At 64.7% G+C, this 20,287-nt stretch carries 23 protein-coding genes; 4 read left to right on the forward strand and 19 right to left on the reverse strand.

Translation table 11 applies throughout. The annotated features are described in order from the left end of the window. The 6 genes from dhaK to lysS all read right to left on the reverse strand — a co-directional run bounded on the left by dhaK (position 1) and on the right by lysS (position 6,977). On the reverse strand, positions 1–1,002 hold the full coding sequence (gene dhaK, locus QK290_RS06120) for a dihydroxyacetone kinase subunit DhaK (RefSeq protein WP_282329788.1): 1,002 nt from the start codon (positions 1,000–1,002) through the stop codon (positions 1–3). 244 nt (positions 1,003–1,246) lie between these two features. Beyond that, on the reverse strand, positions 1,247–1,762 hold the full coding sequence (locus QK290_RS06125) for an amino-acid N-acetyltransferase (protein WP_282329789.1): 516 nt from the start codon (positions 1,760–1,762) through the stop codon (positions 1,247–1,249). Between the two features lie 140 nt (positions 1,763–1,902). Further along, the gene (locus QK290_RS06130; RefSeq protein WP_185262270.1) at positions 1,903–4,395 is read right to left on the reverse strand and encodes an ATP-dependent Clp protease ATP-binding subunit; all 2,493 of its coding nucleotides are present in this window, start codon (positions 4,393–4,395) and stop codon (positions 1,903–1,905) included. Positions 4,396–4,850: 455 nt separating this feature from the next. Next, on the reverse strand, positions 4,851–5,180 hold the full coding sequence (locus QK290_RS06135; protein ID WP_282329791.1) for an Lsr2 family protein: 330 nt from the start codon (positions 5,178–5,180) through the stop codon (positions 4,851–4,853). Positions 5,181–5,325: 145 nt separating this feature from the next. Continuing rightward, the gene (locus QK290_RS06140) at positions 5,326–5,505 is read right to left on the reverse strand and encodes a hypothetical protein (RefSeq protein ID WP_282329792.1); all 180 of its coding nucleotides are present in this window, start codon (positions 5,503–5,505) and stop codon (positions 5,326–5,328) included. Between the two features lie 2 nt (positions 5,506–5,507). Then, positions 5,508–6,977 (reverse strand): lysine--tRNA ligase, encoded by a 1,470-nt coding sequence (gene lysS / locus QK290_RS06145; protein WP_282329872.1) that lies wholly within the window; start codon positions 6,975–6,977, stop codon positions 5,508–5,510. A gap of 130 nt (positions 6,978–7,107) precedes the next feature. On the opposite strand from lysS, the gene QK290_RS06150 reads away from it, so the two are divergent. Genes QK290_RS06150 through QK290_RS06160 form a run of 3 tightly spaced genes read left to right on the forward strand, consistent with a single transcriptional unit; the run spans position 7,108 to position 9,769 of the window. Continuing rightward, a complete protein-coding gene (locus QK290_RS06150; protein ID WP_282329793.1) occupies positions 7,108–7,995 on the forward strand; it encodes an alpha/beta hydrolase in 888 nt (295 codons plus the stop codon). A gap of 48 nt (positions 7,996–8,043) precedes the next feature. Beyond that, complete coding sequence (locus tag QK290_RS06155; protein ID WP_282329794.1) at positions 8,044–8,898, forward strand: alpha/beta hydrolase; 855 nt, start codon at positions 8,044–8,046, stop codon at positions 8,896–8,898. A gap of 34 nt (positions 8,899–8,932) precedes the next feature. Continuing rightward, the gene (locus tag QK290_RS06160; RefSeq protein WP_282329795.1) at positions 8,933–9,769 is read left to right on the forward strand and encodes an alpha/beta hydrolase; all 837 of its coding nucleotides are present in this window, start codon (positions 8,933–8,935) and stop codon (positions 9,767–9,769) included. Positions 9,770–9,856: 87 nt separating this feature from the next. Here QK290_RS06160 and QK290_RS06165 read toward each other — a convergent pair whose 3' ends face one another. Together QK290_RS06165 and QK290_RS06170 are read right to left on the reverse strand one after the other, a co-directional pair. Continuing rightward, positions 9,857–11,323, reverse strand: a complete 1,467-nt coding sequence (locus QK290_RS06165) for a DHA2 family efflux MFS transporter permease subunit (protein WP_282329796.1) — start codon at positions 11,321–11,323, stop codon at positions 9,857–9,859. A gap of 253 nt (positions 11,324–11,576) precedes the next feature. Further along, positions 11,577–12,209, reverse strand: coding sequence for a TetR/AcrR family transcriptional regulator (locus QK290_RS06170; RefSeq protein ID WP_282329797.1), 633 nt, complete (start codon positions 12,207–12,209; stop codon positions 11,577–11,579). Between the two features lie 127 nt (positions 12,210–12,336). Between QK290_RS06170 and QK290_RS06175 the strand changes: the two genes are divergently transcribed. After that, positions 12,337–12,618, forward strand: a complete 282-nt coding sequence (locus tag QK290_RS06175) for a hypothetical protein (protein WP_282329798.1) — start codon at positions 12,337–12,339, stop codon at positions 12,616–12,618. 70 nt (positions 12,619–12,688) lie between these two features. On the opposite strand, the gene QK290_RS06180 is transcribed toward QK290_RS06175, so the two are convergent. From QK290_RS06180 to folB, 11 genes are all read right to left on the reverse strand, one after another. Beyond that, positions 12,689–13,414 carry a GAF and ANTAR domain-containing protein gene (locus tag QK290_RS06180; RefSeq protein WP_282329799.1) on the reverse strand — a complete coding sequence of 242 codons (726 nt, stop codon included), beginning with the start codon at positions 13,412–13,414 and terminating at the stop codon, positions 12,689–12,691. Between the two features lie 9 nt (positions 13,415–13,423). Beyond that, positions 13,424–14,119: a GAF and ANTAR domain-containing protein gene (locus QK290_RS06185; protein ID WP_282329800.1), complete on the reverse strand. Its 696-nt coding sequence runs from the start codon at positions 14,117–14,119 to the stop codon at positions 13,424–13,426. 124 nt (positions 14,120–14,243) lie between these two features. Beyond that, positions 14,244–14,501 carry a hypothetical protein gene (locus QK290_RS06190; RefSeq protein WP_282329801.1) on the reverse strand — a complete coding sequence of 86 codons (258 nt, stop codon included), beginning with the start codon at positions 14,499–14,501 and terminating at the stop codon, positions 14,244–14,246. Further along, positions 14,482–14,703: a hypothetical protein gene (locus QK290_RS06195; protein ID WP_282329802.1), complete on the reverse strand. Its 222-nt coding sequence runs from the start codon at positions 14,701–14,703 to the stop codon at positions 14,482–14,484. The genes QK290_RS06190 and QK290_RS06195 overlap by 20 nt, the downstream gene beginning before the upstream one ends. A gap of 292 nt (positions 14,704–14,995) precedes the next feature. Beyond that, positions 14,996–15,922, reverse strand: a complete 927-nt coding sequence (locus QK290_RS06200) for a pantoate--beta-alanine ligase (protein WP_282329803.1) — start codon at positions 15,920–15,922, stop codon at positions 14,996–14,998. 1 nt (position 15,923) lies between these two features. Next, on the reverse strand, positions 15,924–16,814 hold the full coding sequence (locus QK290_RS06205; RefSeq protein WP_282329804.1) for a DUF2520 domain-containing protein: 891 nt from the start codon (positions 16,812–16,814) through the stop codon (positions 15,924–15,926). Then, entirely contained in the window at positions 16,807–18,363 is a 1,557-nt protein-coding gene (locus QK290_RS06210; RefSeq protein WP_282329805.1) for a PH domain-containing protein, read from the reverse strand. Before QK290_RS06210 ends, QK290_RS06205 begins: the two co-directional genes overlap by 8 nt. Further along, positions 18,360–18,872: a PH domain-containing protein gene (locus QK290_RS06215; protein WP_282329806.1), complete on the reverse strand. Its 513-nt coding sequence runs from the start codon at positions 18,870–18,872 to the stop codon at positions 18,360–18,362. The genes QK290_RS06210 and QK290_RS06215 overlap by 4 nt, the downstream gene beginning before the upstream one ends. After that, positions 18,853–19,386, reverse strand: coding sequence for a DUF3180 domain-containing protein (locus QK290_RS06220; RefSeq protein WP_282329807.1), 534 nt, complete (start codon positions 19,384–19,386; stop codon positions 18,853–18,855). The genes QK290_RS06215 and QK290_RS06220 overlap by 20 nt, the downstream gene beginning before the upstream one ends. Positions 19,387–19,389: 3 nt before the next feature. Then, on the reverse strand, positions 19,390–19,929 hold the full coding sequence (folK, locus tag QK290_RS06225) for a 2-amino-4-hydroxy-6-hydroxymethyldihydropteridine diphosphokinase (RefSeq protein WP_282329808.1): 540 nt from the start codon (positions 19,927–19,929) through the stop codon (positions 19,390–19,392). Then, positions 19,926–20,285 (reverse strand): dihydroneopterin aldolase, encoded by a 360-nt coding sequence (gene folB, locus QK290_RS06230; protein ID WP_185262250.1) that lies wholly within the window; start codon positions 20,283–20,285, stop codon positions 19,926–19,928. Before folB ends, folK begins: the two co-directional genes overlap by 4 nt. Positions 20,286–20,287 lie beyond the last annotated feature (2 nt).

A 20,287-nucleotide genomic window follows, 5' to 3' on the forward strand; every position in this document is an offset into this window, starting at 1 on the left:
TTACACGCCCCAACGCAGGGCTGCGGTGTGCACCGGAGCGTCCCACAGCTGCGTCAGTTCATCGTCGAGCCGGAGCACCGAGATGGAGCAGCCCTGCATTTCCAGGGACGTGATGTAGTTCCCTACCAGCGAGCGTTCGACGGCGGCTCCACGTTCTGCGATCACCTGGGCAGCGCGGCGGTAGACGATGTACAGCTCGCTCAGGGGGGTGCCGCCCATGCCGTTGACGAACAGCAGTACTTTTTCGCCGCCGGTGATGCCCAGGTCGCTGAGGACCGGGTCCAGCAGGCGGTCCGTGATGCCGTCAGCGTTCTCCATCGGGATTTTGTGCCGGCCGGGCTCGCCATGGATGCCGATGCCGATCTCGATCTCATCATCCGCCAGGTCGAAACTGGGCGTTCCCGCATGCGGTACTGTGCACGCGGACAGCGCAACCCCCATGGTGCGGACGTTGCTGTTGACGCGGTCACCGATCGCGGCCACGGCATCGAGGCTATCGCCCCGCTCAGCGGCGGCGCCGGCGATTTTCTCGACCAGAACGGTGCCGCCCACTCCGCGGCGGCCTGCGGTATACAGGGAGTCCTCCACCGCGACGTCGTCATTGACCAGGACCGTGCGGATGTCCACACCTTCGGCCTGCGCCAGCTCCGCTGCGGTCTCAAAGTTCAGGACGTCGCCGGTGTAGTTCTTCACGATATGGACGACGCCGGCACCCGAGCTAACGGCGAGCGTCGCCGGAAGAATCTGGTCCGGCGTCGGCGAGGTGAACACCGCCCCCGGCACGGCGGCGTCGAGCATTCCCAGCCCGACAAACCCGGCGTGGAGCGGCTCGTGGCCGCTGCCCCCTCCGGAAACGAGTCCGACTTTCCCTGCCACCGGCGCGTCTTTGCGCGTGACGTACTTCGGATCGGCGGTGACGGTGACAAGTCCCGCGTGGGCCAGACCGAATCCCTCGACGGATTCGTCAACCACGGAACGGGGATCATTGATGAGCTTTTTCATGGCAGAACTCCTGGGGTGTGGGTGCGTCCTGGAGGATGCACTTTGACCCTACTACCGCCGCCTGAAGTCCGGTAGGCCTGCGACGATGCGGTGGAAGCGGTAAGGGACAGCCCCCAATGACTGTCCCTTACGGCAGGCCCCACACTGCAACCTCGTAAGTTTATCCATCAATTCGACATAAAGCTATTTATGTCACAGGGTGACTTCTTCCCGCGGTTGCCCGCGGCAGGGTGATTGGGGGTGCCTAGAGGGTCTTGATCATGCGGGTGTTGCCCAGGGTGTTGGGCTTGACCCTCGCCAGGTCCAGGAACTCGGCAACGCCTTCGTCATGGGAGCGCAGCAGCTCGGAGTAGACCACCGGGTCCACGGCCGTCTGGTCGGCCATGACCTCGAAGCCGTGGCGCTTGAAAAAATCCACCTCGAACGTGAGGCAGAAGACCCGGGCCACGCCCAGTTCACGGGCCTCGGCCAGCAGGCTTTCCACCAGTACGTGCCCTACACCCTTGCCGCGCCACGCGTCCGATGCGGCCAGCGTGCGGACTTCTGCGAGATCCTCCCACATAACGTGCAGGGCGCCGCAGCCGATGACTTCGCCGTCGTCGGCTTCTGCGATCCGGAACTCCTGGAGGCTTTCGTAATAGGCTACGGTCTCTTTCGCCATCAGGATCCGCTGCACAGCCAACGGCGCCACAAGGCCCTTGATGGCGGCCACGTCGCTGGTACGTGCGGAACGGATGTGGAAGGAATCAGAGTCGGTCACCCCATAATCCTACGGTGGCACCCGGCCGGCTTCGGCCGCTCCGGCTGGGCTGGGGCGCTCCCGGACTCAACACCGGGAAGCCGGACAACACGAAGGCCCCGCCGCTCCTTTCGGAGTGGCGGAGCCTTCGCTTTTGGTGGTTAGACGCTGGGAGCGATCTCCGGGATGCGCGGCTTGGCGTTGCCAGCGAAGGTGAACTTGGCGTCGTCGCCTTCGCCATCCACGTCCACTACAACGATGTCGCCGGCGTGGAGCTCGCCGAACAGGATCTTCTCGGAGAGCTGGTCCTCGATCTCGCGCTGGATGGTGCGGCGCAGCGGCCGGGCACCCATAGCAGGATCGTAGCCGCGGGTGGCCAGGAGCACCTTGGCCGCGGTGGTGAGCTCGATGCCCATGTCCTTGTCCTTGAGGCGCTTCTCCAGGCGGCCAACGAACATGTCCACGATCTCGATGATCTCGTCCTGGGTGAGCTGCGGGAACACCACAACGTCATCCACACGGTTCAGGAACTCCGGACGGAAGTGCTGCTTGAGCTCCTCCGTCACACGGGCACGCATCCGGTTATAGCCGGTCTGGGTGTCCGTGCCGGACTGGAAGCCGGTGGCAACGCTCTTGGAGATGTCCCGGGTGCCCAGGTTGGTGGTCATGATGATCACGGTGTTCTTGAAGTCCACCACGCGACCCTGGGAGTCGGTCAGGCGGCCGTCTTCAAGGATCTGCAGGAGTGAGTTGAAGAGGTCAGCGTGCGCCTTCTCCACTTCGTCGAACAGGACCACGGAGAACGGACGGCGGCGGACCTTCTCAGTGAGCTGGCCACCCTCTTCGTAGCCGACGTAGCCCGGAGGGGCACCGAAGAGCCGTGAAACAGTGTGCTTTTCGGAGTACTCGGACATGTCCAGCGTGATGAGGGCGTCCTCGTCACCAAACAGGAATTCCGCCAGGGCCTTGGCCAGCTCGGTCTTGCCGACGCCGGTGGGGCCAGCAAAGATGAACGAGCCGCCCGGACGCTTGGGGTCCTTCAGGCCTGCACGGGTGCGGCGGATTGCCTGGGACAGGGACCTGATGGCCTCATTCTGGCCCACCACACGCTTGTGCAGTTCGTCTTCCATCTTCAGCAGGCGCGTGGACTCTTCCTCGGTCAGCTTGAAGACCGGGATGCCGGTGGAGTTGGCCAACACCTCGGCGATGAGATCCTCGTCCACCTCGGAGATGTCATCCATGCCGCCGGACTTCCAATGGCGTTCCTTCTCGGCACGCTCAGTGATGAGCTTCTGCTCCTTGTCCCGGAGCGAAGCGGCACCTTCGAAGTCCTGCGCGTCGATGGCGGATTCCTTCTCCATCTTCAGCTTGGCAATCCGCTCATCCATTGCCTTCAGTTCCGGCGGGGCGGTCATCCGGCGGATGCGCAGCCGGGCACCGGCTTCGTCGATCAGGTCGATGGCCTTGTCCGGCAGGAAGCGGTCCGAGATGTAGCGTTCGGCGAGGTTCGCGGCCGAGGTGAGGGCGCCGTCGGTGATGGTGACGCGGTGGTGCGCCTCGTAACGGTCACGCAGGCCCTTGAGGATCTCGATCGCGTGTGCGACAGAGGGCTCCTTGACCTGGATCGGCTGGAAACGACGCTCGAGCGCGGCATCCTTCTCGATGTGCTTGCGGTACTCATCCAGGGTGGTGGCACCGATGGTCTGCAGTTCACCGCGAGCCAGCATGGGCTTCAGGATGGACGCAGCATCGATGGCACCTTCAGCAGCGCCGGCACCCACAAGGGTGTGGATTTCGTCGATGAAGAGGATGATGTCGCCGCGGGTGCGGATTTCCTTGAGGACCTTCTTCAGTCGCTCTTCGAAGTCACCGCGGTACCGGGAGCCGGCCACCAGTGAACCGAGGTCCAGGGTGTACAGCTGCTTGTCCTTGATGGTTTCCGGGACGTCGCCGCGCACAATTGCCTGGGCGAGGCCTTCGACGACGGCGGTCTTGCCGACGCCGGGCTCACCGATCAGCACAGGGTTGTTCTTGGTGCGGCGCGAAAGGACCTGCATAACGCGTTCCATTTCGGACTCACGACCGATCACCGGGTCCAGCTTGTTCTCGCGCGCAGCCTGGGTAAGGTTGCGGCCGAACTGGTCCAGAACCACGGAGCCGGCTGGAGTGCCCTCGGGCTGGCCGGGACCGACGCCTGCGCCGGTAGTCTCCTTGCCCTGGTAGCCGGAGAGGAGCTGGATGACCTGCTGGCGGACGCGGTTTAGGTCTGCGCCCAGTTTGACCAGCACCTGAGCGGCAACGCCTTCACCCTCACGGATGAGGCCCAGCAGGATGTGCTCCGTGCCGATGTAGTTGTGGCCCAGCTGCAAGGCTTCCCGCAGGGAAAGTTCCAGCACCTTCTTGGCGCGCGGGGTAAAGGGGATGTGACCGGATGGGGCCTGCTGGCCTTGGCCGATGATCTCCTGTACCTGCTCGCGCACACCGTCGAGCGAAATGCTCAAGGACTCAAGAGCTTTGGCGGCAACGCCCTCACCTTCATGGATCAGACCCAAGAGGATGTGTTCGGTACCAATGTAATTGTGGTTCAGCATGCGTGCCTCTTCTTGGGCAAGCACAACTACTCGACGGGCACGGTCCGTAAATCGCTCAAACATTTTCGCCACACTCCTAGCTACGACGTACTTTGATGCTACGTGGCAGACCCACTATTGGGGAGCGTGTTCGCCACAGGGGAAACATGACGTGTTCAACCTCCCGTCATCCTGCTCATGACCGCGGCGTCAGGAGCGGAACGCAGTAAGGGACGACGACGGCTCAAGGATCACCAAGGCCCGCTAATTAGAGACATTTCGGGTGTCTCCCGCCACGCAAAGATTCGAGTGGGCGAATTCGCGCCGGCGACCCAGACCAGAGGCTCAAAGCGAATCACCGGCTCGCCGTCAGGAAATCGCGCGGAGATTTGCCCAACGGCACGGCTGAAAAGTTTTGGCCAGCAAGGGTTTCGCGCATGCCAAAGTCCGTCTTTGCGCATTTACAATTGGCATCAAAAAACCCTGCCCCCACCCCGAAGGTGAAGACAGGGCCTATTACGCCGATGGAGATGGGCAGATCAGGAATTTGCCTTTTGGTAGGCTTCCTGAATTTCAGCCTGAATTCGGCCGCGGCTGTTAACCGTGTAGCCGTTATCCCGCGCCCACTGGCGGATCTGCGCGGAGTCGTTGGGGCGGGTGCCTGCAACCGGCTTGGTGCGGGTAGGCCTGCCGGCCGAGGTTTTGCGTCCGGCCGCAACAAAGCGCCCCAGGGCAGAACGGAGCTCGGCCGCATTGGCCGAGGACAGATCGATTTCGTAGCTGACCCCATCGAGGCCGAAACGGACGTTTTCGTCCGCCGATCCCCCATCAAGATCATCGACGAGGATGATGTTTACTTTCTGTGCCATTAAATATGTCTTCCTCTTGGAAAGGTTCGGTTGTCAGAAAATGAGGATGTTCCTGTAAAAAGTATGGGCCTCTTTATGGCAACGCGTCAAAGCGTTCAATCGTTCCTGTGGATATCCACAGGAACGCGCACAAATCTCTTTCGAGCTATTTGTCCGATTCGGGGTTCTGTTCCTTCAAGGGCACGCCGGAACGCGATTCCGCCTCGGCTTGGGCCCGTGCTTCAGCCTTACGCTCGGACTTATCGGCATTGAAGATGGATTTCATGGCAAACCAAAAAAGCAGGCCAACCACCAACGAGGGCAGGAGTACGGCTACATATTCCATGGTCAGTGGCCTTCGGGCTTCAGAAGCGGGAAAAGGATGGTTTCGCGGATACCGGCGCCGGTGAACAACATCACCAGCCGGTCAATACCCAGGCCGATGCCGCCCATGGGCGGTGCGCCGTATTCCAGGGCCCGCAGGAAGTCCTCGTCCAGCTGCATGGCCTCGACATCGCCCGCGGCAGCGTGCCGCGACTGTTCAGTCAGCCGCTCACGCTGGATGACGGGGTCGATCAGCTCGGAGAAGGCGGTGCCGCGTTCCATCCCGCCGATGATGAGGTCCCAGGCTTCGATCAGCCGGCTGTCCTCCCGGTGCGGGCGGGCCAGAGGCTGGGCAGACGGCGGGTAGTCGTACACAAACGTGGGGTTCAGGAGCGTGGGTTCCACAATTTCGCCGAACAGCTCCACGGCCAGTTTCTCGGCGTCCCACTTCGGGTCCACCTTGACCTCGTGCTTTTGGGCGATTTCGCGGAGCACCTCAAGCGACGTGTCCGGCGTGACTTCCTGGCCAACGGCGTCGGACAGTCCGGGGTAGACCGAAACCCAGGCCCAGTCGCCGTCGAGGTTGATCTCCCCGGCTTCGGTCTGGAGGGTGCGGCCCACACCCACGGCGTCAGCGGCGTCGAGGATGATCTCCTTGATGCGCTCGGCCATGACGAACTGGTCAGCCCAGGCCTCGTAGCACTCAAGGGTGGTGAATTCGGGGCTGTGGGTGGAGTCCACGCCCTCGTTGCGGAAGACGCGGCCCATGTCGTAGACGCGGTCGATCCCGCCCACTACGGCGCGCTTGAGGTAAAGCTCGGTGGCAATGCGGAGGGTCATTTTCTGGTCGAACGCGTTCATGTGCGTCTCGAACGGGCGGGCCAGGGCGCCGCCGTGGACCAGCTGCAGGATGGGGGTTTCCACCTCGACGTAGCTGTGGCGGTGCAGGCTCTCGCGGATGGAACGGGTAATCGCTGCGCGGGTGTAGACCATTTCCCGGGCTTCGTCGCGCACCATCAGGTCCACGTAGCGCTGGCGGACGCGGGTTTCCTCGTTCAGTTCCGCGTGCAGCACCGGCAACGGACGGAGTGCTTTGGAGGCCATGGACCAGGACTCGGCCATCACGGACAACTCGCCGCGGCGGGAGGAAATCACTTCGCCCTTGATGAACACGTGGTCTCCGAGGTCCGCGAGCGCCTTCCAGTCCGCGAGCGCTTCCTCGCCCACGTTGGCCAGGCTGAGCATCGCCTGGAGCCGGGTGCCCTTGCCGTCAACGCCGCCTTCCTGGAGCGTGGCGAAGCAAAGCTTGCCGGTATTTCGCACAAAAACCACGCGGCCGGTGACGCCTACAACATCGCCCGTGGTGTCGTCAGCCTCAAGGTGCGAGTACTTTTCGCGGATCTCCGTGAGGGAATGCGTGCGTTCCACACCGACCGGATATGCCTCGGTGCCGCGCTCGATCAGCTTCGCGCGCTTGTCCATGCGGATGCGCATCTGCTCGCTGGCGTCGAGCGGCTCTGGGACATTTTTTGGGGTGGGGGTGTTTTGGGAAGTCACAATCCCTAAGTTTACCGGGCATTCCCGCCACCGGTTCCCGGCAGCCGCCCGGGCATAGACTCGGGCTGTGGAGACGTGGAAAGTTGAAGCGGAGGACGGCGGGCGCCTCGACGTCCATTCCTTCCGTACCCCCGCAGGACTGGACCCGTCGACGACGGCGGGACCTCCCGGCGTCGTACTCATCCACGGCACTTTGGTCACGGACGCCCTCTACCGGCCTTTTGCCCGGAAGCTCAGCGTCCTGCTGGGCCGGCCGGTGCACTGCTACAACCGCCGCGGCAGGGCGGGGTCCGCCCCGCAGCCGGAAGACTATTCGGTGAAGACGGAGATCAGTGACCTTGCGGCGGTCATGCGCGAGACGGGTTCCACGGACGTGGTGGCCCATAGCTATGGCGGTTTCGTGGCGCTGCAGGCGGCCCGGACCCTGCCCGTGGGCCGGCTGGTGACCTATGACGCTGCGGTGTCGCTGTCCGGAAACCTGAGCCACCGCTGGCGGCCGGAGCTTGAGGACGCCGTCACCGCAGGCCAGCTTAACCATGCCTGGGCGCACCTGGTCCAGGGCCTGGCCACGGCGGGCCCGCTGTCCTACCTGCCGCTCGGCGCGCTGCGGATGTTGAGCATTCTCTCCGCCAAAACCAACATGGGCGCGGAAATGCGCCAGCTGCTGCCCACGGCCGTCACCGAAATGCGGGCGGTACTGGACGCCGACGCCGAACTGGAGAATTTCACCACCCTCACCGCCCCCGTCCTGATGCTCAGCGGCGGCTGGAGTCCGGCGTATTTTGCCGAGACCGGCCGCCAACTGGCGGCCGCCGTGCCATCGATCACCTTCCAGGTGGTCCCCGGCCAGCTGCACGAGGGACCCATCCGGCCCGGCAAGGGCCTGGCCGTGCGGATTGCCCGGTTCATCAACGGCAGCGACGGCCAGGCCCGAACTCTGGGGAGGCGCCGATAGGTTGCCTTGCCCGGCGGGGAGCCTTACCGCGCGCCTAGGATGGGGAGCGTGAAAGCACAGGACGTCCCCACGCACGACGGCGGCAGGCTGGCTTTGTACAGCTACGGAACCGAGGATGCGCCGGGAGAACGCCGTGTGGTGGTCATCGGCGGAGCCTTCCTCACGGCCCTGATCTACCGGCCCTTCTCGATGGCTTTGGCCGACGGGCTGGGCGACGGGTGGGCAGTGGACGTCTACGACCGGCGTGGGCGGGGCAACTCCACCGAGCAGCCGGCGGATTACTCCATGGCCACGGAAATTGCCGATGTCCGCACGGTCATGGATGCGACGGGTGCCCGCAACGTCCTGGGCCACAGTCTGGGCGGATCGGTGGCGCTGAACGCCGTCCAGGAGTTCGCAGGCACCTCATACGAACCGGACAAGCTGGCGGTCTACGACGCCGCAGTCAATATCGACGGCAGCATCGACATGTCCTGGCTGGACGAGTTCGAGGCCGCGGTGAACGCCGGCCGAGTGGGGCATGCCATGGCCCGAATGAAAAAGGGCATGCAGCCTGGCACCGCGCTGTCGAAGATCCCCGAGCCTGTCCTTGCGGGGCTTATGGCTGTGGTGTCGCGCACCAAAGTTAACAAGCTGCTCCGGGAGCTGATGCCAACCGGCGTGGGCGAACTGCGGGCCGCGTACGGCGAAGCCGAGCATGCAAGGAACTTCGCCGTCCTGCCCGCCAACACTCACTTTATGGTGGGCGGCAAGAGCCCGAGCTACTACAAGGTCACCGCCCAGCGCCTTCACGCGGCCGTCCCGGGGAGCACGTTCGAGGTCTCACCCAACGGCTTCCATGGCTCCATTCCGGCCGCAGTTAAGGAACTTGTCGCTGACATCGCGGATTACTTCAAGGGCTGAGGCTTTCCGCAGGTTGCTCGGCTAGGCTCGGATCATGACGAGCGAGAACATCAAGACCCCCGACGGCGGCACGCTGGAGCTCTTCTCCACGGGTGCTGAACTGGCCTCCGCCGGTTCCGGCGTGGTTGTGGTCCCGGCCTCCATGGTGACCGCGGCCGACTACACAAAGTTCGCCCAGAAACTCAGCACCGCGTTGGGCCGCCCCGTGCACACGTTCAACCGCCGCGGCCGCGGATCATCCTCGCCGCAGGCCGAGGATTACACGCTGGACGGGGACATCCGGGACCTGGATGCCGTAATGAAACACACGTCCAGCACGGACGTTTTTGGGCACAGCTTCGGCGGCGCTGTGGCCCTGCACGCGGCCCGGACCCTTCCGGTGGAGCGGCTGGCTGTGTATGACCCCGCCGTGTCCGTGAACCACAGCGTGAAAGCCGACTGGACTGCCGAATACGAACGCGCCACGGCCGCCGGGGACGACGACCGCGCCTTAGCCGTACTGCAGCGCGGGCTTGAGGCGGGCGGGGCGTTTTCATCCCGCATGCCGCTGTCCATGCTGACCTTGGCCAACAAACTCACCGCGGGCACTTCCGAAGGCAAGCAGCAGCGTGAACTGATGCGCACCGGCGTCCGGGAAATCAAGGCCATCATCGCAGCGGACATGCCGGCCGAGCCGTTCCTGGAGCTGCCCCTGGAAACACTGATTATCGTGGGCGAGAAGAGCCCTGCGTACTTCGGTGTTGCCTGCGGCCAGATCCATGATGTCCTGTCCGGCTCCAGCTACACCATCCTGCCAGGAGCCGGCCACGACGGCGTGCTCCGTGCACCGGACAAGCTCATCACCGAGCTGAGCGACTTCTTCTCCGGCTGACCCCATCCAACCAACGCGGGGTCACTTAGCGCCCATTCCCGTGGGCCGGATGGGCGCTAAGTGACCCCGCGTTGGGTTAAAAGTGGGCTAGTGGGCGCCGTGCCCCGGGGCGGCACCTTCGGTTTTGCGCATCATCGCAGAGAGTACGACGGCGGCGAGGGCTATCACGGTTGCCGTCAGGAACGCTGCACTCATGCCGGCAACGAGCCCCGACGCGGCCGAGACCACGGCAAAAATGGACACCAGCAGCGCCGTTCCGGCGGCACCGGCTACCTGCTGGGCGGTGCTCATGATCGCCGAGCCGTGAGAGTAAAGATGCGGCGGCAGCGGGTTCAGGCCGGTGGTAAATGCCGGCGTGAACAGCAGCGCCAGGCCGAAACTGAGCCCCACATGGAGGGTGATGATCCACCAGACCGGAGTGCCGGCGTCGAGCATTGAAAACTGCCACAGCGCCAGCGCCATCAGCACGGAACCGGTAAGGGTGAGCGGCAGCGGGCCCACTTTGTCGAACAGCCGGCCGATAAACGGGCCCAGCAGGCCCATCGCCAGGCCACCCGGAAGCAGCGCGAGACCCGTCTCCAGCGAGCCCAGGCCGCGGATTTCCTGCAGATAAAGGGGCAGCAGGATCACGCCGCCGAAGAGCGCCATCATGGCCACCACCATCAGCAGCACGGAGACCGTGAACATCCTGAAGTTGAAGGCGCGGAGATCCAGCAGCGGGGCTTCGGACTTTTGCAGCCGGAGCTGGCGGAGCACAAAGACCGTCAGGCTGGCGACGCCGATGACCAGCGCGGCGATGGCCATGGTGCCCGGACCGCTTTGGCCGCCGCCGATCTGGCTCAGGCCGTACACCAAGCCACCGAAGGCAGGAACCGTCAGGAGCACGGAGGGGAAATCGAGCTTGGTCTTCTCGGTTTCACCCACGTTCGTCAGGTACTTGGCGCCGATGGCCAGCGCGGCCAGGGCGACCGGGAGGACAAAAACGAACATAAAGCGCCAGGTGAAATGCTCCAGGATCAGCCCGGAGACAGTGGGGCCCATGGCCGGCGCTACGGAGATGGCGATACTGACGTTGCCCATGACGGCGCCGCGCTTGGCCAGCGGGACAAGGGTGAGGATGGTGGTCATCAGCAACGGAAGCATGATGGCGGTGCCGCTGGCCTGGACGATGCGGGCCAGGAGCAGGACCTCAAAACCGGGAGCCACCGACGCCAGGGCGGTGCCGCCGGCAAACAGACCCATGGCCAGCATAAAGACGGCCCTCGTGGGCAGGCTTTGGAGGATGAACCCGGTGGTGGGGATGACCACCGCCATGGTGAGCATAAAGCCGGTGGAGAGCCATTGCACGGTGGGCGCGTCCACACGCAGGTCAACCATCAGCCGCTGCAGGGCCACATTCATGATGGTCTCGTTCAGGATCACCACAAAGGTCGCCACGAGCAGGGTGGCGATGATGGTCACCGATTCGCGGGACATCTTCTCCGCCGCGGCGGACTTCGGCGCCGCTACCGGCCCGGGCTGCCCGGAGGCGTTCGAAGAGACTTCTGTGGACATGGGTGTTCCCTCAGGGACTAAGAATGAAGTGGCTCGCGAGCATCGTCGCTGCAGATTCCAACACTGTACCGTCCGTACTAATTCCGGGGACACAGGTTTTTAGTTCGGCCCGGACCTTGATCCAGTATGCCGCCTCGGGGCCGGCCGGATTAACCGGGCTTCGGCGGATTCCTTGCAATCAGGCGCTCGGTATCGAGGGAACGGCGCATTCGTGGGCGGGGTTTAAGGGGCCATTCGCGCGGGAGGGCCGGTGTCAGCTGCGGTGGTGCTCGATCAGCCAGCCGGCCATCTGCTGGGCCCGCTTCGCCGCCTGGGTGTCGCCTTCGGTGGCTGAGACGATGGACCCCTTCATGAGGATGTGCCAGGACCGGGCGAACTCCTCCGGGCGGTCCAACCCGGCCTGCTCCGCGAGGGCCTGCACGTGGCCCCTGATCCTGGCCAGGTAGTCGATGCTGGCCTGGCCCAGCGGGTGGGCCGGGCCCATTTCCAGCAGGATGTTGATGAAGGAGCAGGCTTCGAAGTCTTCGCGGAGAAACCAGTCGCCGAAGACGTCGAAGATAGCAAGCAGTTGTTCGGCGGGGGTTGTGCCGCGCAGTTTGGCCTGGCCGACGATGGCATCAACTGTCCATATTTGGTCCCGCTGCTCCAGGAACGCCAGGACGAGTGCGTCCTTGGACGGGAAGTGCCGGTAAAACGTTGCCTTGGCGACGCCGGAACGTTCGATCAGTTCGTTAACACCTACGTCCCGCACCCCACGGCGGGAAAACAGTTCATACGCCACAGCCAGGATCCGGCCCCGGGAATCGGCAGGAACAACTGCCGCCTCGGCGGGTAAATCCGCAGGAGACAGGGGGGGCTCTGCAGCGTGGTCTGCATCAAAAATCATCGTAGGAATAGTTTACTCCAGGTGCAGACAGACCGGTCTTACTCGCTGTAATGTTTTTCCCAACGCAGTGCTATGACGCCGACGGTACCCTTAAAAGACCTCGTCGGCTTGGTGCAAGGAGGCCCCGATGTCAGCAGAGCGAACGTTCGATTTTATCCCGTGTGACGACACTGACCCGTGGATAGAAAGTACGGCTGCGTCCGCCGAGATCCGTTACTTCGCCCGGGAATCCCTGCGGTGGCAGGCGCAGGAAATCATCGATGAAGTGCTCCGCGGAACAGCCCCCGGCGAGGAACTTGCCCGGGCCAGGTTGCGCCGTTGCGTCGCCCGGAATCCTGGGAAACCCGAGCGCGCACTTCTGCAGCAGCTGATGATCAACCGCGACCCGCAGGGTGGATCAACGCAGTAGAGCAACACGCTCCTGCGCCGCAATGTGCGCCCGCCCGCGATTCAGCATGAGGCAACCGCCGTAGAAAGGCTTAGAGCGGACGGCTTTGCAAGGTGAGGCTGCGGTCCACAATCTGTCCGGCGGTCGTATGCAGGCTCTGGCTATTGGCGCGTGCATGGCTCCGCAGCAGGTTGAACGCTGCATCCATGTCCACCCCGGCCGTATGGGCAATAACGCCTTTCGCCTGCTCAATCAGCACGCGGGTATTCAGTGCCAGCTGCAACTGCTCGTTGACCAGTGCCGCTTCCCGGATGGTGCGTTCCTGCATCAGGCTGATGGTGGCGACGTCGGCAAGGGCCTGGCCGATCGCGGCATCCTCGGCGGTCAGAGAACCCCCACGTGCGCCGAACAGACCCATGGCTCCGATAATCCTGCCGTGAATGCGCATGGGCACTGCATGAACGGAGCCGAAGCCCTGCGACAGCGCGGCTTGGCGAAAGCCCAGCCACTTGGTAAGCCCGGCGATGTCGTCCACGGCAACTGCCGCCCCGGTCAGATAGCACTCCACGCATGGACCGGCTCCGGCTTGCAGCTGGAGCACCTCGACCAGTTGGCTCTGCTCGCTGGTGGAGGCGACAACCTGCAGTTGTCCGCTGGGATCGGCAAGCAGCAGACCAGCGGCCGCGACGTCAAGAAGGCCCACTGACTCCTCCACGAGTGTGTGCAGTAGATCCACGACGTCGTAATCGGCCACCAGGGTGTCAGTGAGCTTGACGAACGCCGCACTGGCGCGCTCGGCGCGGGTACTGGTTACCATGGCCCTATTTTACTGCAGGGCAGCGCCGCGGGCCCCACCCTTGTCGGTGTCGAAGCTGAGCTTTCTTTCGAGCACAGCGGCGGCTGTCTCCCCCAACGTGACGTCATTTGCAAAAGCGTAGGCACGCAACAAAAGCAAGGATTCCGCTGCCGTAGCACCAGACTGCGCCAGGACCATCCCGGTGGCCTGGTGAATCTCGCGGCGCGACGTAAGCGCCGGTTCCAGGGCTGGGTCCGTATCCGGTGAGCTGAGGCTCAGAATCTTGCGCAGGAGATACCACGATGTCTCCCCGGCAAGTACGGCCGCCTTCGACTGGTCCGACCGGGTCAGGTTTCCACTAACGGCGTGATACAGCTCGACGACACCGAGGTCCATCGCGCCCACTGTGAGTGGAAAAACGAACAGCGCGGCTGCGTCCGTCCCGGCGATCGCCTGCCGGAACATGGGCCATTCGTGGTCGGCGGTGGATTGTGCGTCGGGGACCAGCACGGGCAAGCGGGTCTTGTGGGCCCGCCACCGCGGGCCTTCGCCGAGATTGAACTGCAGTTCGTCCAGGCGGGCGGCGAGTTCGTCGCTGGCGGAGAACAGGGTCTCCGCGGCGGCTCCGCCGAAGATCGACACCGCGGCACCCGTTATGGGCAGCATCTCCAGATATGGAGTACACACGTTCTGGTCATCGGCAACCATATCGGGTGCAATGTCCATGGTGAGCCTCTGATCCCTGAATCATCCCGCGGTAAAGGTTCGGCTGCAGACTGAACCGGAACGGCGGAGTTGTCACCTCAAGGATACATATTGCCGCGACCCTACGATCGTCAATGACAGGGCCTCAGGCCGGCCCTTCCTGGCTGTAGGCATTTACCAGTTCTGAGGTGGCCATCAGATGGGCCTGCAGCGCCCGTTCCGGCGCGCCCGGGTATGCGGTCACACACCTGCGAAGGTGCCATTTGACCTGGTTCAGATCCGGCGACGGGTCCTCCAGGATGGACGTAATGATTTCGTACGCCTGCCATCCGATCGGTGTGATTCTGTCGGCAAAAAGATCATAGGACAACACGGCCTCCACCTTAGGGATCGTGGCGCTCATGGGTCTCTCCGAAAGGTACGGCCTCGCTGACCGATACGGTATAGGTGTCGTGCGCGTGGCGGGTTACCAGAATCCCGCACAGGGCAGTGCTGGAGGCATACTGGCGGGCCAGGTCAACGGCCGAATTCAAATATTCGTCCAGGACGGACGCGTCATTCACTTTGACGAGATACGACAGCCCGTCATCTATTGTGCGGATCATTGGATTCGCTCCTGATTTGAGCTTGGCCGGTCAGCCACGGGAATGGGGAATGCAAGTGGGCGTCCCGCTGGCCGTGCATGCGGCTGCGCTGGACAGACAGAAGCCGGGCAACACAAAAAAGGCCGCGGCTAATTGCAGAGGAAGTGTGGGGTGCCCTGAGTGAAATTGGTCCTCCTGGAGTACGCCGAATAGGGCGATGCCAGGGTCTGGGGCAACAATTTCAGCATAGCCCATACGCGGACAGACGGACAGTGGTCCGAGGCCCTACGCGCCCGGAGCCGGACGCAACATGTCAGCTGCTCAGCGGCACGTTATCGATCAGCCGGACCGGCCCCACCTTGGCCGCGATGATAGCCAGGCCCTCGCCACGGAACGGGACTTTCCGGCAGTTTTCGGCCAAAGGCTCAAGGGTGCCGGGATGCACTACGTCGAAATAATCCAGTTCGACCAATGGCTGGGATTCCACCAAGGCCTGGGCGGATTCCAGATCAAGCGGCTGGTGGGCGTCCGCCCGCTCCGCCAGGAGCCGCAGCGCCCGTGACAACACCAGGGCGGCTTCCCGCTCCTCGTCTGATAGGAACCGGTTGCGGCTTGAGAGGGCCAGCCCGTCCTCAGACCGGACCGTAGGAACGGCAACAATGTCGACCGGGAAGTTCAGGTCCGCCACCATCCGTCGCACGAGGGCCAGCTGCTGCGCATCCTTTTGCCCGAAGTAAGCCCGGTAGACCGGCAGTCCCCCGCCGCCGGAAGCAAAAGCACCGGCAGGCGGAAGCCCTGAGCCCGGGATGCCGTAGTGCAGCAGTTTGGCAACCACTGTGAGGGCGCCGTCGAAATGTCCCGGCCGTGAGGCGCCTTCCCATTTCTCCCCCAGGGAGCCGGCGGTCACACGCACCAGCGGCTCGCCGCCGGGATAGACCTCTTCCACCGGCGGCGCAAACACGAGGTCCACGCCCTGTTCTTCCAGCAGGGCACAGTCGGCGTCAAGGGTCCGCGGGTACCGGTCCAAATCCACCGCATCGCCGAACTGCAGTGGGTTCACAAAAATGGACGCCACCACTACGTCGTCCTGTTCGACGGCGGTCCGCGCCAGGCGGGCGTGCCCTTCGTGCAGCGCGCCCATGGTGGGCACGAGGCCCTGGGATCTGCCCGACTTCTGGGCGAGCAGCCGGGCACTCGCTTCGCGGAGCGCTGCGGCAGTTGTCACCAGTTGCGTGGCCATGTCAGTTCTCCTCTTCCAGGGCCGCGCGGATGGCCGCCACTTGATCCGCTTTGAGCAGCCCCCGGCTGCTTGCCCGCCTTGCCGTGGCGCGGGCCATGGCGAGGTAAGCCTCCAGAACATCGCCGTGCGCGCCGGCGTCGTACTCCCGCAGCGCCTCAGCATGGGCCGCCACTGTCCCGACGTCACCTCGGGCCACCGGCCCGGTCAACGCCGATTCCCCGGAGGCGAGCGCGTTCTCCAGCGTGGCCCGCAGCAAGGGCCCCAGCATCCGCTCCGGCGCGTCCACGCCAACGTCCCGGAGCAGCTGGGAAGCCTGCGCCACCAGGGTGACCATATGGTTCGAGCCATGGGCGAGGGCCGTGTGATAAAGCGTCCGGTCCCCTTCGGCGATGGCCACGGGTTCGGCACCCATCTCCACTACCAGCGCCTGGGCAATGGGCAGCATCGCTGCATCAGCGGTCACGCCAAAGGTGCAATCCAGCAGTCGTGTCAGGTCCAGGCTCATGCCCGTGAACGTCATGGCGGGGTGCAGCGCAAGGGGGATGGCTCCGGCGGCGCGCACCGGGCGAAGCACCCCCACGCCGAACCGGCCTGAGGTGTGCGCCACGATCTGGCCGGGCTGCCACGCCCCGAGTTTGGCGAGTCCGTCCACCAGTCCGGCCAAGGCGTCGTCGGGCACGGCCAGGAGCACCAGTTCAGACCGTTCCACAATCTCCTGGATCTCCAGGATGGGCACGCCGGGCAGCAGCGTCTCCGCCCGTTCACGGCTGGCCTCAGACACCGCGGAAACCCCGACGACGGCGTGCTCGGCCGAGCGCAACGCCGCACCAAGGACGGCACCCACTTTCCCGGCACCGATGATTCCGACGCCAAGGCGTCCGGGCTTAGCCACGTTGCGGGCCTTCCTGTTGGGGACTTTGTTGCGGCAGGGGGGTTTGGGTCGGCACAACCACAGGGGTTACGACGGGCGCGACCACCGGTGCGGGAACCACCGTTGCCAGCCATTGTTCGCTGATCTGCCGCTTGCGGGCGAGCCGGGCCCTGGCGGACTGGGCATCAAAAAGGGACCTGGCCTCGTCAAGTCCGGCCTGGGTGAGCCGCGGCGAAACCGGCCCCGCCGTGGTGTGCAGGACAAGGTCCGCCACACGGAACCGCCGTGCAAGGGGGCCCTGGTGCAGTGCCATGGACTGGGTGCGCTGGTGCGGGACCACCACCAGTTCCCGCCACCACCGGCCCGATCGGATCAGCAGGGCGGAGTCAGTGGTGGCGAAGCCGTTGCGGCGCCAGCCCAGCGGCGCCAGGAACCTGGCACGGAGCGGCGTGGTGACAAATCCGCCGTCGGAATCCAACCCCGAGAGCCCGGCAGCGAAGATGCGTCCGGGCTCCGGCGTCCCAGGATCCGGCAACACGAGGGCAAGCATGGACATCACTTCGGGCAGCTTGCCCACGGGCAGCAGCGTGGTCCGGGACGCCGTCTCGCCGTTGCTCCCGGCTGCGCCGTACCCGGCCACGTTGACCTGGATCCGGTACCAGCCGAAGATCCGCCACAGCGGGGACTGGGCTACTTTCAGCGCCTGGACCCTGCCCGGGGGCAGGGTCTGCGCCTGCGTGTCCAGCAGCCCGTAGCGCAGCCGGATCCCGTCCGGCGAAATGGCGGCGGTGAAGTTGTAGCCCTTGTTGAAGGACCCCCAGTAGCTGGCTGCAAGGCCCAGCACGGCCGGGATCAGGTAGAAGAAGAAGCCGCGGTTCTCCGTCACGGCGGACAGGATCACGGAGGCAATGCCGCCCACCACCACAAAGAAGCTCTGCTCGCTGAGCAGCAGCGAACCGATAAGGCGCGACGGCGGCACGGACAGGACCGGATGTTCAGGTGCCTCGGGCGCGGCCTCCTGTGGCCGGGCCGGGTCCGGGACCATACCTGCGGCCCGTGCCAGGATGGTGGCCCGGAGCTGGCGGGCGACGTCCATCCGGAGGTAGGCCAGTTTGACTGCCGATTCGCCGGCATCGGCGACCTCAAACTTGAGTTCGGCAAGGCCGAAGATCCTGGCCAGCAGGGGCTGCACGATGTCGATGGCCTGGACCCGGTCCAGCCGGGCCTGCCGCTGCTGGCGGAAGAGGAAACCGGAGTTTACCCGGACGTACCCTTCCGAGATCTGGTACTTGGTGAAATACCAGGTCAGGATGAAACCCAGCACGGTGACCACCAGGACGATGCCGCCGCCGGCCACCAGCCAGGGTGCCCTGCCGGCGAAGTCCTGCTCGAAGACCGGACGGCCCTGCAGTAACCGCTCGAAAAAGTCCCGCCCGAAGAAGAATCCGATGGCCGCCAGCGCCACCCAGCCGCGCACAAAGGGGGAGGCCGGGTGCACACGCAGCCACTCGCCGTCGGGCGCTACCGGAACCGCACTCGGTGCACCGGCCTCCGGAACGTTTGCCGTCACAGCCCTGCCAGCCTCGCTTCACCGCGGGCGGCGAGCTGCTCGCGCAGGCGTGCACCTTCCGCCGCGGGCAGGCCGGGGATGCTGGCGTTGGTTCCGGGTGAGGCGGTGTGAAGTTTGAGCGTGCAGAGTCCCAGCCCGCGTTCCACCGGGCCCACGCCGATGTCCACGTACTGCATCCGGCCGTAGGGAACCGTCATGGTCCGTTGGAAGAAAATACCGCCACGGACCAGGAGGTCATCGTCGCGCTCGGCGTAGCCGATAGCGCGCACCTGCCGTGGGATCAGCAGAAGGCGCCAGACGGCCAGGACCAGGGTCACGGCCGGGACGGTGATGGCCAGCCACAGGGGCGGCCACCGCCACCAGCCAAGCAGGACAAAGACGAGGGGCAGGGTCAGCACGACCACCGTGATCAGGTTTTCGATGGCCCACTGCACCAGCCGCACGGTGACGTATTTCGGGGACACCCGGTGCCATGAAATGCCGGGTGGATCAATCGCTTCTGTACGCATATTCGCCTTCCCCGGCGGCTTCGCCACGTACCCCGCGGCCGGGTTTCCCGTCGCCGGGGGTAGCCTCGGTGTCTTCGGGTGGGATCTTGCAGAACTGCTCCACCAGCAGGCCGACGACGATCATCACCAGGCCACCGGCAGCGATCGCTACTGCCACCCAGGTGATGCCTTGGTCGCTGCGCAGGTTCCAGATCCGCAACTGGTCCAGGAAGATCCCCGCGTGCCAGCCCAGCAGGACGGTGCCCGCGTAGGCGCACGCCTGGGCAAGAACGAGGGTCCGGGCGGCAAGGATCGGGTCCAGGGCCTTCTTGCGTTTGGTGCTGTTGCGCCACCGGAGCACGCGGATGCCAAGCACCAGTGTGATGGCGACAATCACGCCCATGGTGGCCAGCGCGGTGGCCGGAAGAACCGGCGTAGCCATGCTGTAGCGCGTGGTCACTACGGTGGCCGACCAGCCGGCCACGGTCAGGACCAGGCCGATCAGCAGCAGGCGGACAGGGTTGATGGGCTTCACTGGTTACTCGACCGCCCCGGCTGTGGGGACGCCGTCGTAATCGCCGAAACCGTCGAACGGGGCGAGATCGCCAAAGTCGGGGGCTCGGGCAGCCAGCTCGCTGATGCGTTCCCCGCCCAGGGTGGCCGCCGGCTCGATGAGCGACCACGGATACAGCACAAATGCGCGTCCGGCGGCACGCGGGTGTGGCAAGGTCAGGACCGGATCGTCACTGATGAGGCCGCCGTAGGTGATGATGTCGACGTCGAGCGTCCGCGGCCCCCAGCGCACTTCACGAACCCGGAGGTGCTTGTTTTCCACGGCCTGGCAGTGCTTCAGCAGCTCGGCTGGGGACAGCGTGGTCTCCACGGTGATGATCATGTTCAGGAAGTCGGGCTGGCCGGCCGGTCCGCCCACGGCTTTGGTCTGCACCACCGGGGAAACGGCCTGCAGGCGAACCTCCGGCGGGTCCACCAGGTCGGCAACGGCCTCGGACAGGGTGTCGTTCCGCTCGCCCAGGTTGCTGCCGAGGGCCAGGACGGCTTTGGTGTACCCGACGCTCATGGTCTCTCCCGGTGCACGCTGACGGCGACATCGCCGAAGGGCACCTCGATGGGCGCCTTGGGCTTGTGGACGGTGATATCCACGGCCTGGATGGTGAATTCGGCGAGCAAGCCATCCGCGATCCGGACGGCCAGTGCCTCGATCAGGTTCAGCGGTTCCCCCGTGATCCAGTCCGTGATCCGCTCAGCCACCTCGCCGTAGTGGGCGGTGTCCCGGACGTCGTCGGATACTGCGGCTTTGGCGAAGTCCAGATGCAGCACGGCGTCCACTACAAACGGCTGGCCCTCACGGCGCTCGAAATCAAAGACTCCGTGATGACCGACGGCGGTGACACCGCTCAGCGTGATCCTGTCCATGG

The sequence above is a fragment of the Pseudarthrobacter sp. AL07 genome (genome assembly GCF_029960665.1).
Classification (GTDB): domain Bacteria; phylum Actinomycetota; class Actinomycetes; order Actinomycetales; family Micrococcaceae; genus Arthrobacter.

Excerpts from the sequence above, each read along its gene's own strand:
- QK290_RS06170 (WP_282329797.1), bottom strand. The coding sequence starts at position 12,209 with ATGATTTTTGATGCAGACCACGCTGCAGAGCCCCCCCTGTCTCCTGCG.
- QK290_RS06200 (WP_282329803.1), bottom strand. The coding sequence starts at position 15,922 with ATGGCCACGCAACTGGTGACAACTGCCGCAGCGCTCCGCGAAGCGAGT.
- QK290_RS06135 (WP_282329791.1), bottom strand. The coding sequence starts at position 5,180 with ATGGCACAGAAAGTAAACATCATCCTCGTCGATGATCTTGATGGGGGA.
- QK290_RS06130 (WP_185262270.1), bottom strand. The coding sequence starts at position 4,395 with ATGTTTGAGCGATTTACGGACCGTGCCCGTCGAGTAGTTGTGCTTGCC.
- QK290_RS06185 (WP_282329800.1), bottom strand. The coding sequence starts at position 14,119 with ATGGACATTGCACCCGATATGGTTGCCGATGACCAGAACGTGTGTACT.
- QK290_RS06180 (WP_282329799.1), bottom strand. The coding sequence starts at position 13,414 with ATGGTAACCAGTACCCGCGCCGAGCGCGCCAGTGCGGCGTTCGTCAAG.
- folB (WP_185262250.1), bottom strand. The coding sequence starts at position 20,285 with ATGGACAGGATCACGCTGAGCGGTGTCACCGCCGTCGGTCATCACGGA.
- QK290_RS06140 (WP_282329792.1), bottom strand. The coding sequence starts at position 5,505 with ATGGAATATGTAGCCGTACTCCTGCCCTCGTTGGTGGTTGGCCTGCTT.
- QK290_RS06190 (WP_282329801.1), bottom strand. The coding sequence starts at position 14,501 with ATGAGCGCCACGATCCCTAAGGTGGAGGCCGTGTTGTCCTATGATCTT.
- QK290_RS06215 (WP_282329806.1), bottom strand. The coding sequence starts at position 18,872 with ATGCGTACAGAAGCGATTGATCCACCCGGCATTTCATGGCACCGGGTG.
- folK (WP_282329808.1), bottom strand. The coding sequence starts at position 19,929 with ATGAGCGTCGGGTACACCAAAGCCGTCCTGGCCCTCGGCAGCAACCTG.
- QK290_RS06195 (WP_282329802.1), bottom strand. The coding sequence starts at position 14,703 with ATGATCCGCACAATAGATGACGGGCTGTCGTATCTCGTCAAAGTGAAT.
- QK290_RS06175 (WP_282329798.1), top strand. The coding sequence starts at position 12,337 with ATGTCAGCAGAGCGAACGTTCGATTTTATCCCGTGTGACGACACTGAC.
- QK290_RS06165 (WP_282329796.1), bottom strand. The coding sequence starts at position 11,323 with ATGTCCACAGAAGTCTCTTCGAACGCCTCCGGGCAGCCCGGGCCGGTA.
- QK290_RS06160 (WP_282329795.1), top strand. The coding sequence starts at position 8,933 with ATGACGAGCGAGAACATCAAGACCCCCGACGGCGGCACGCTGGAGCTC.
- dhaK (WP_282329788.1), bottom strand. The coding sequence starts at position 1,002 with ATGAAAAAGCTCATCAATGATCCCCGTTCCGTGGTTGACGAATCCGTC.
- lysS (WP_282329872.1), bottom strand. The coding sequence starts at position 6,977 with ATGCGCATCCGCATGGACAAGCGCGCGAAGCTGATCGAGCGCGGCACC.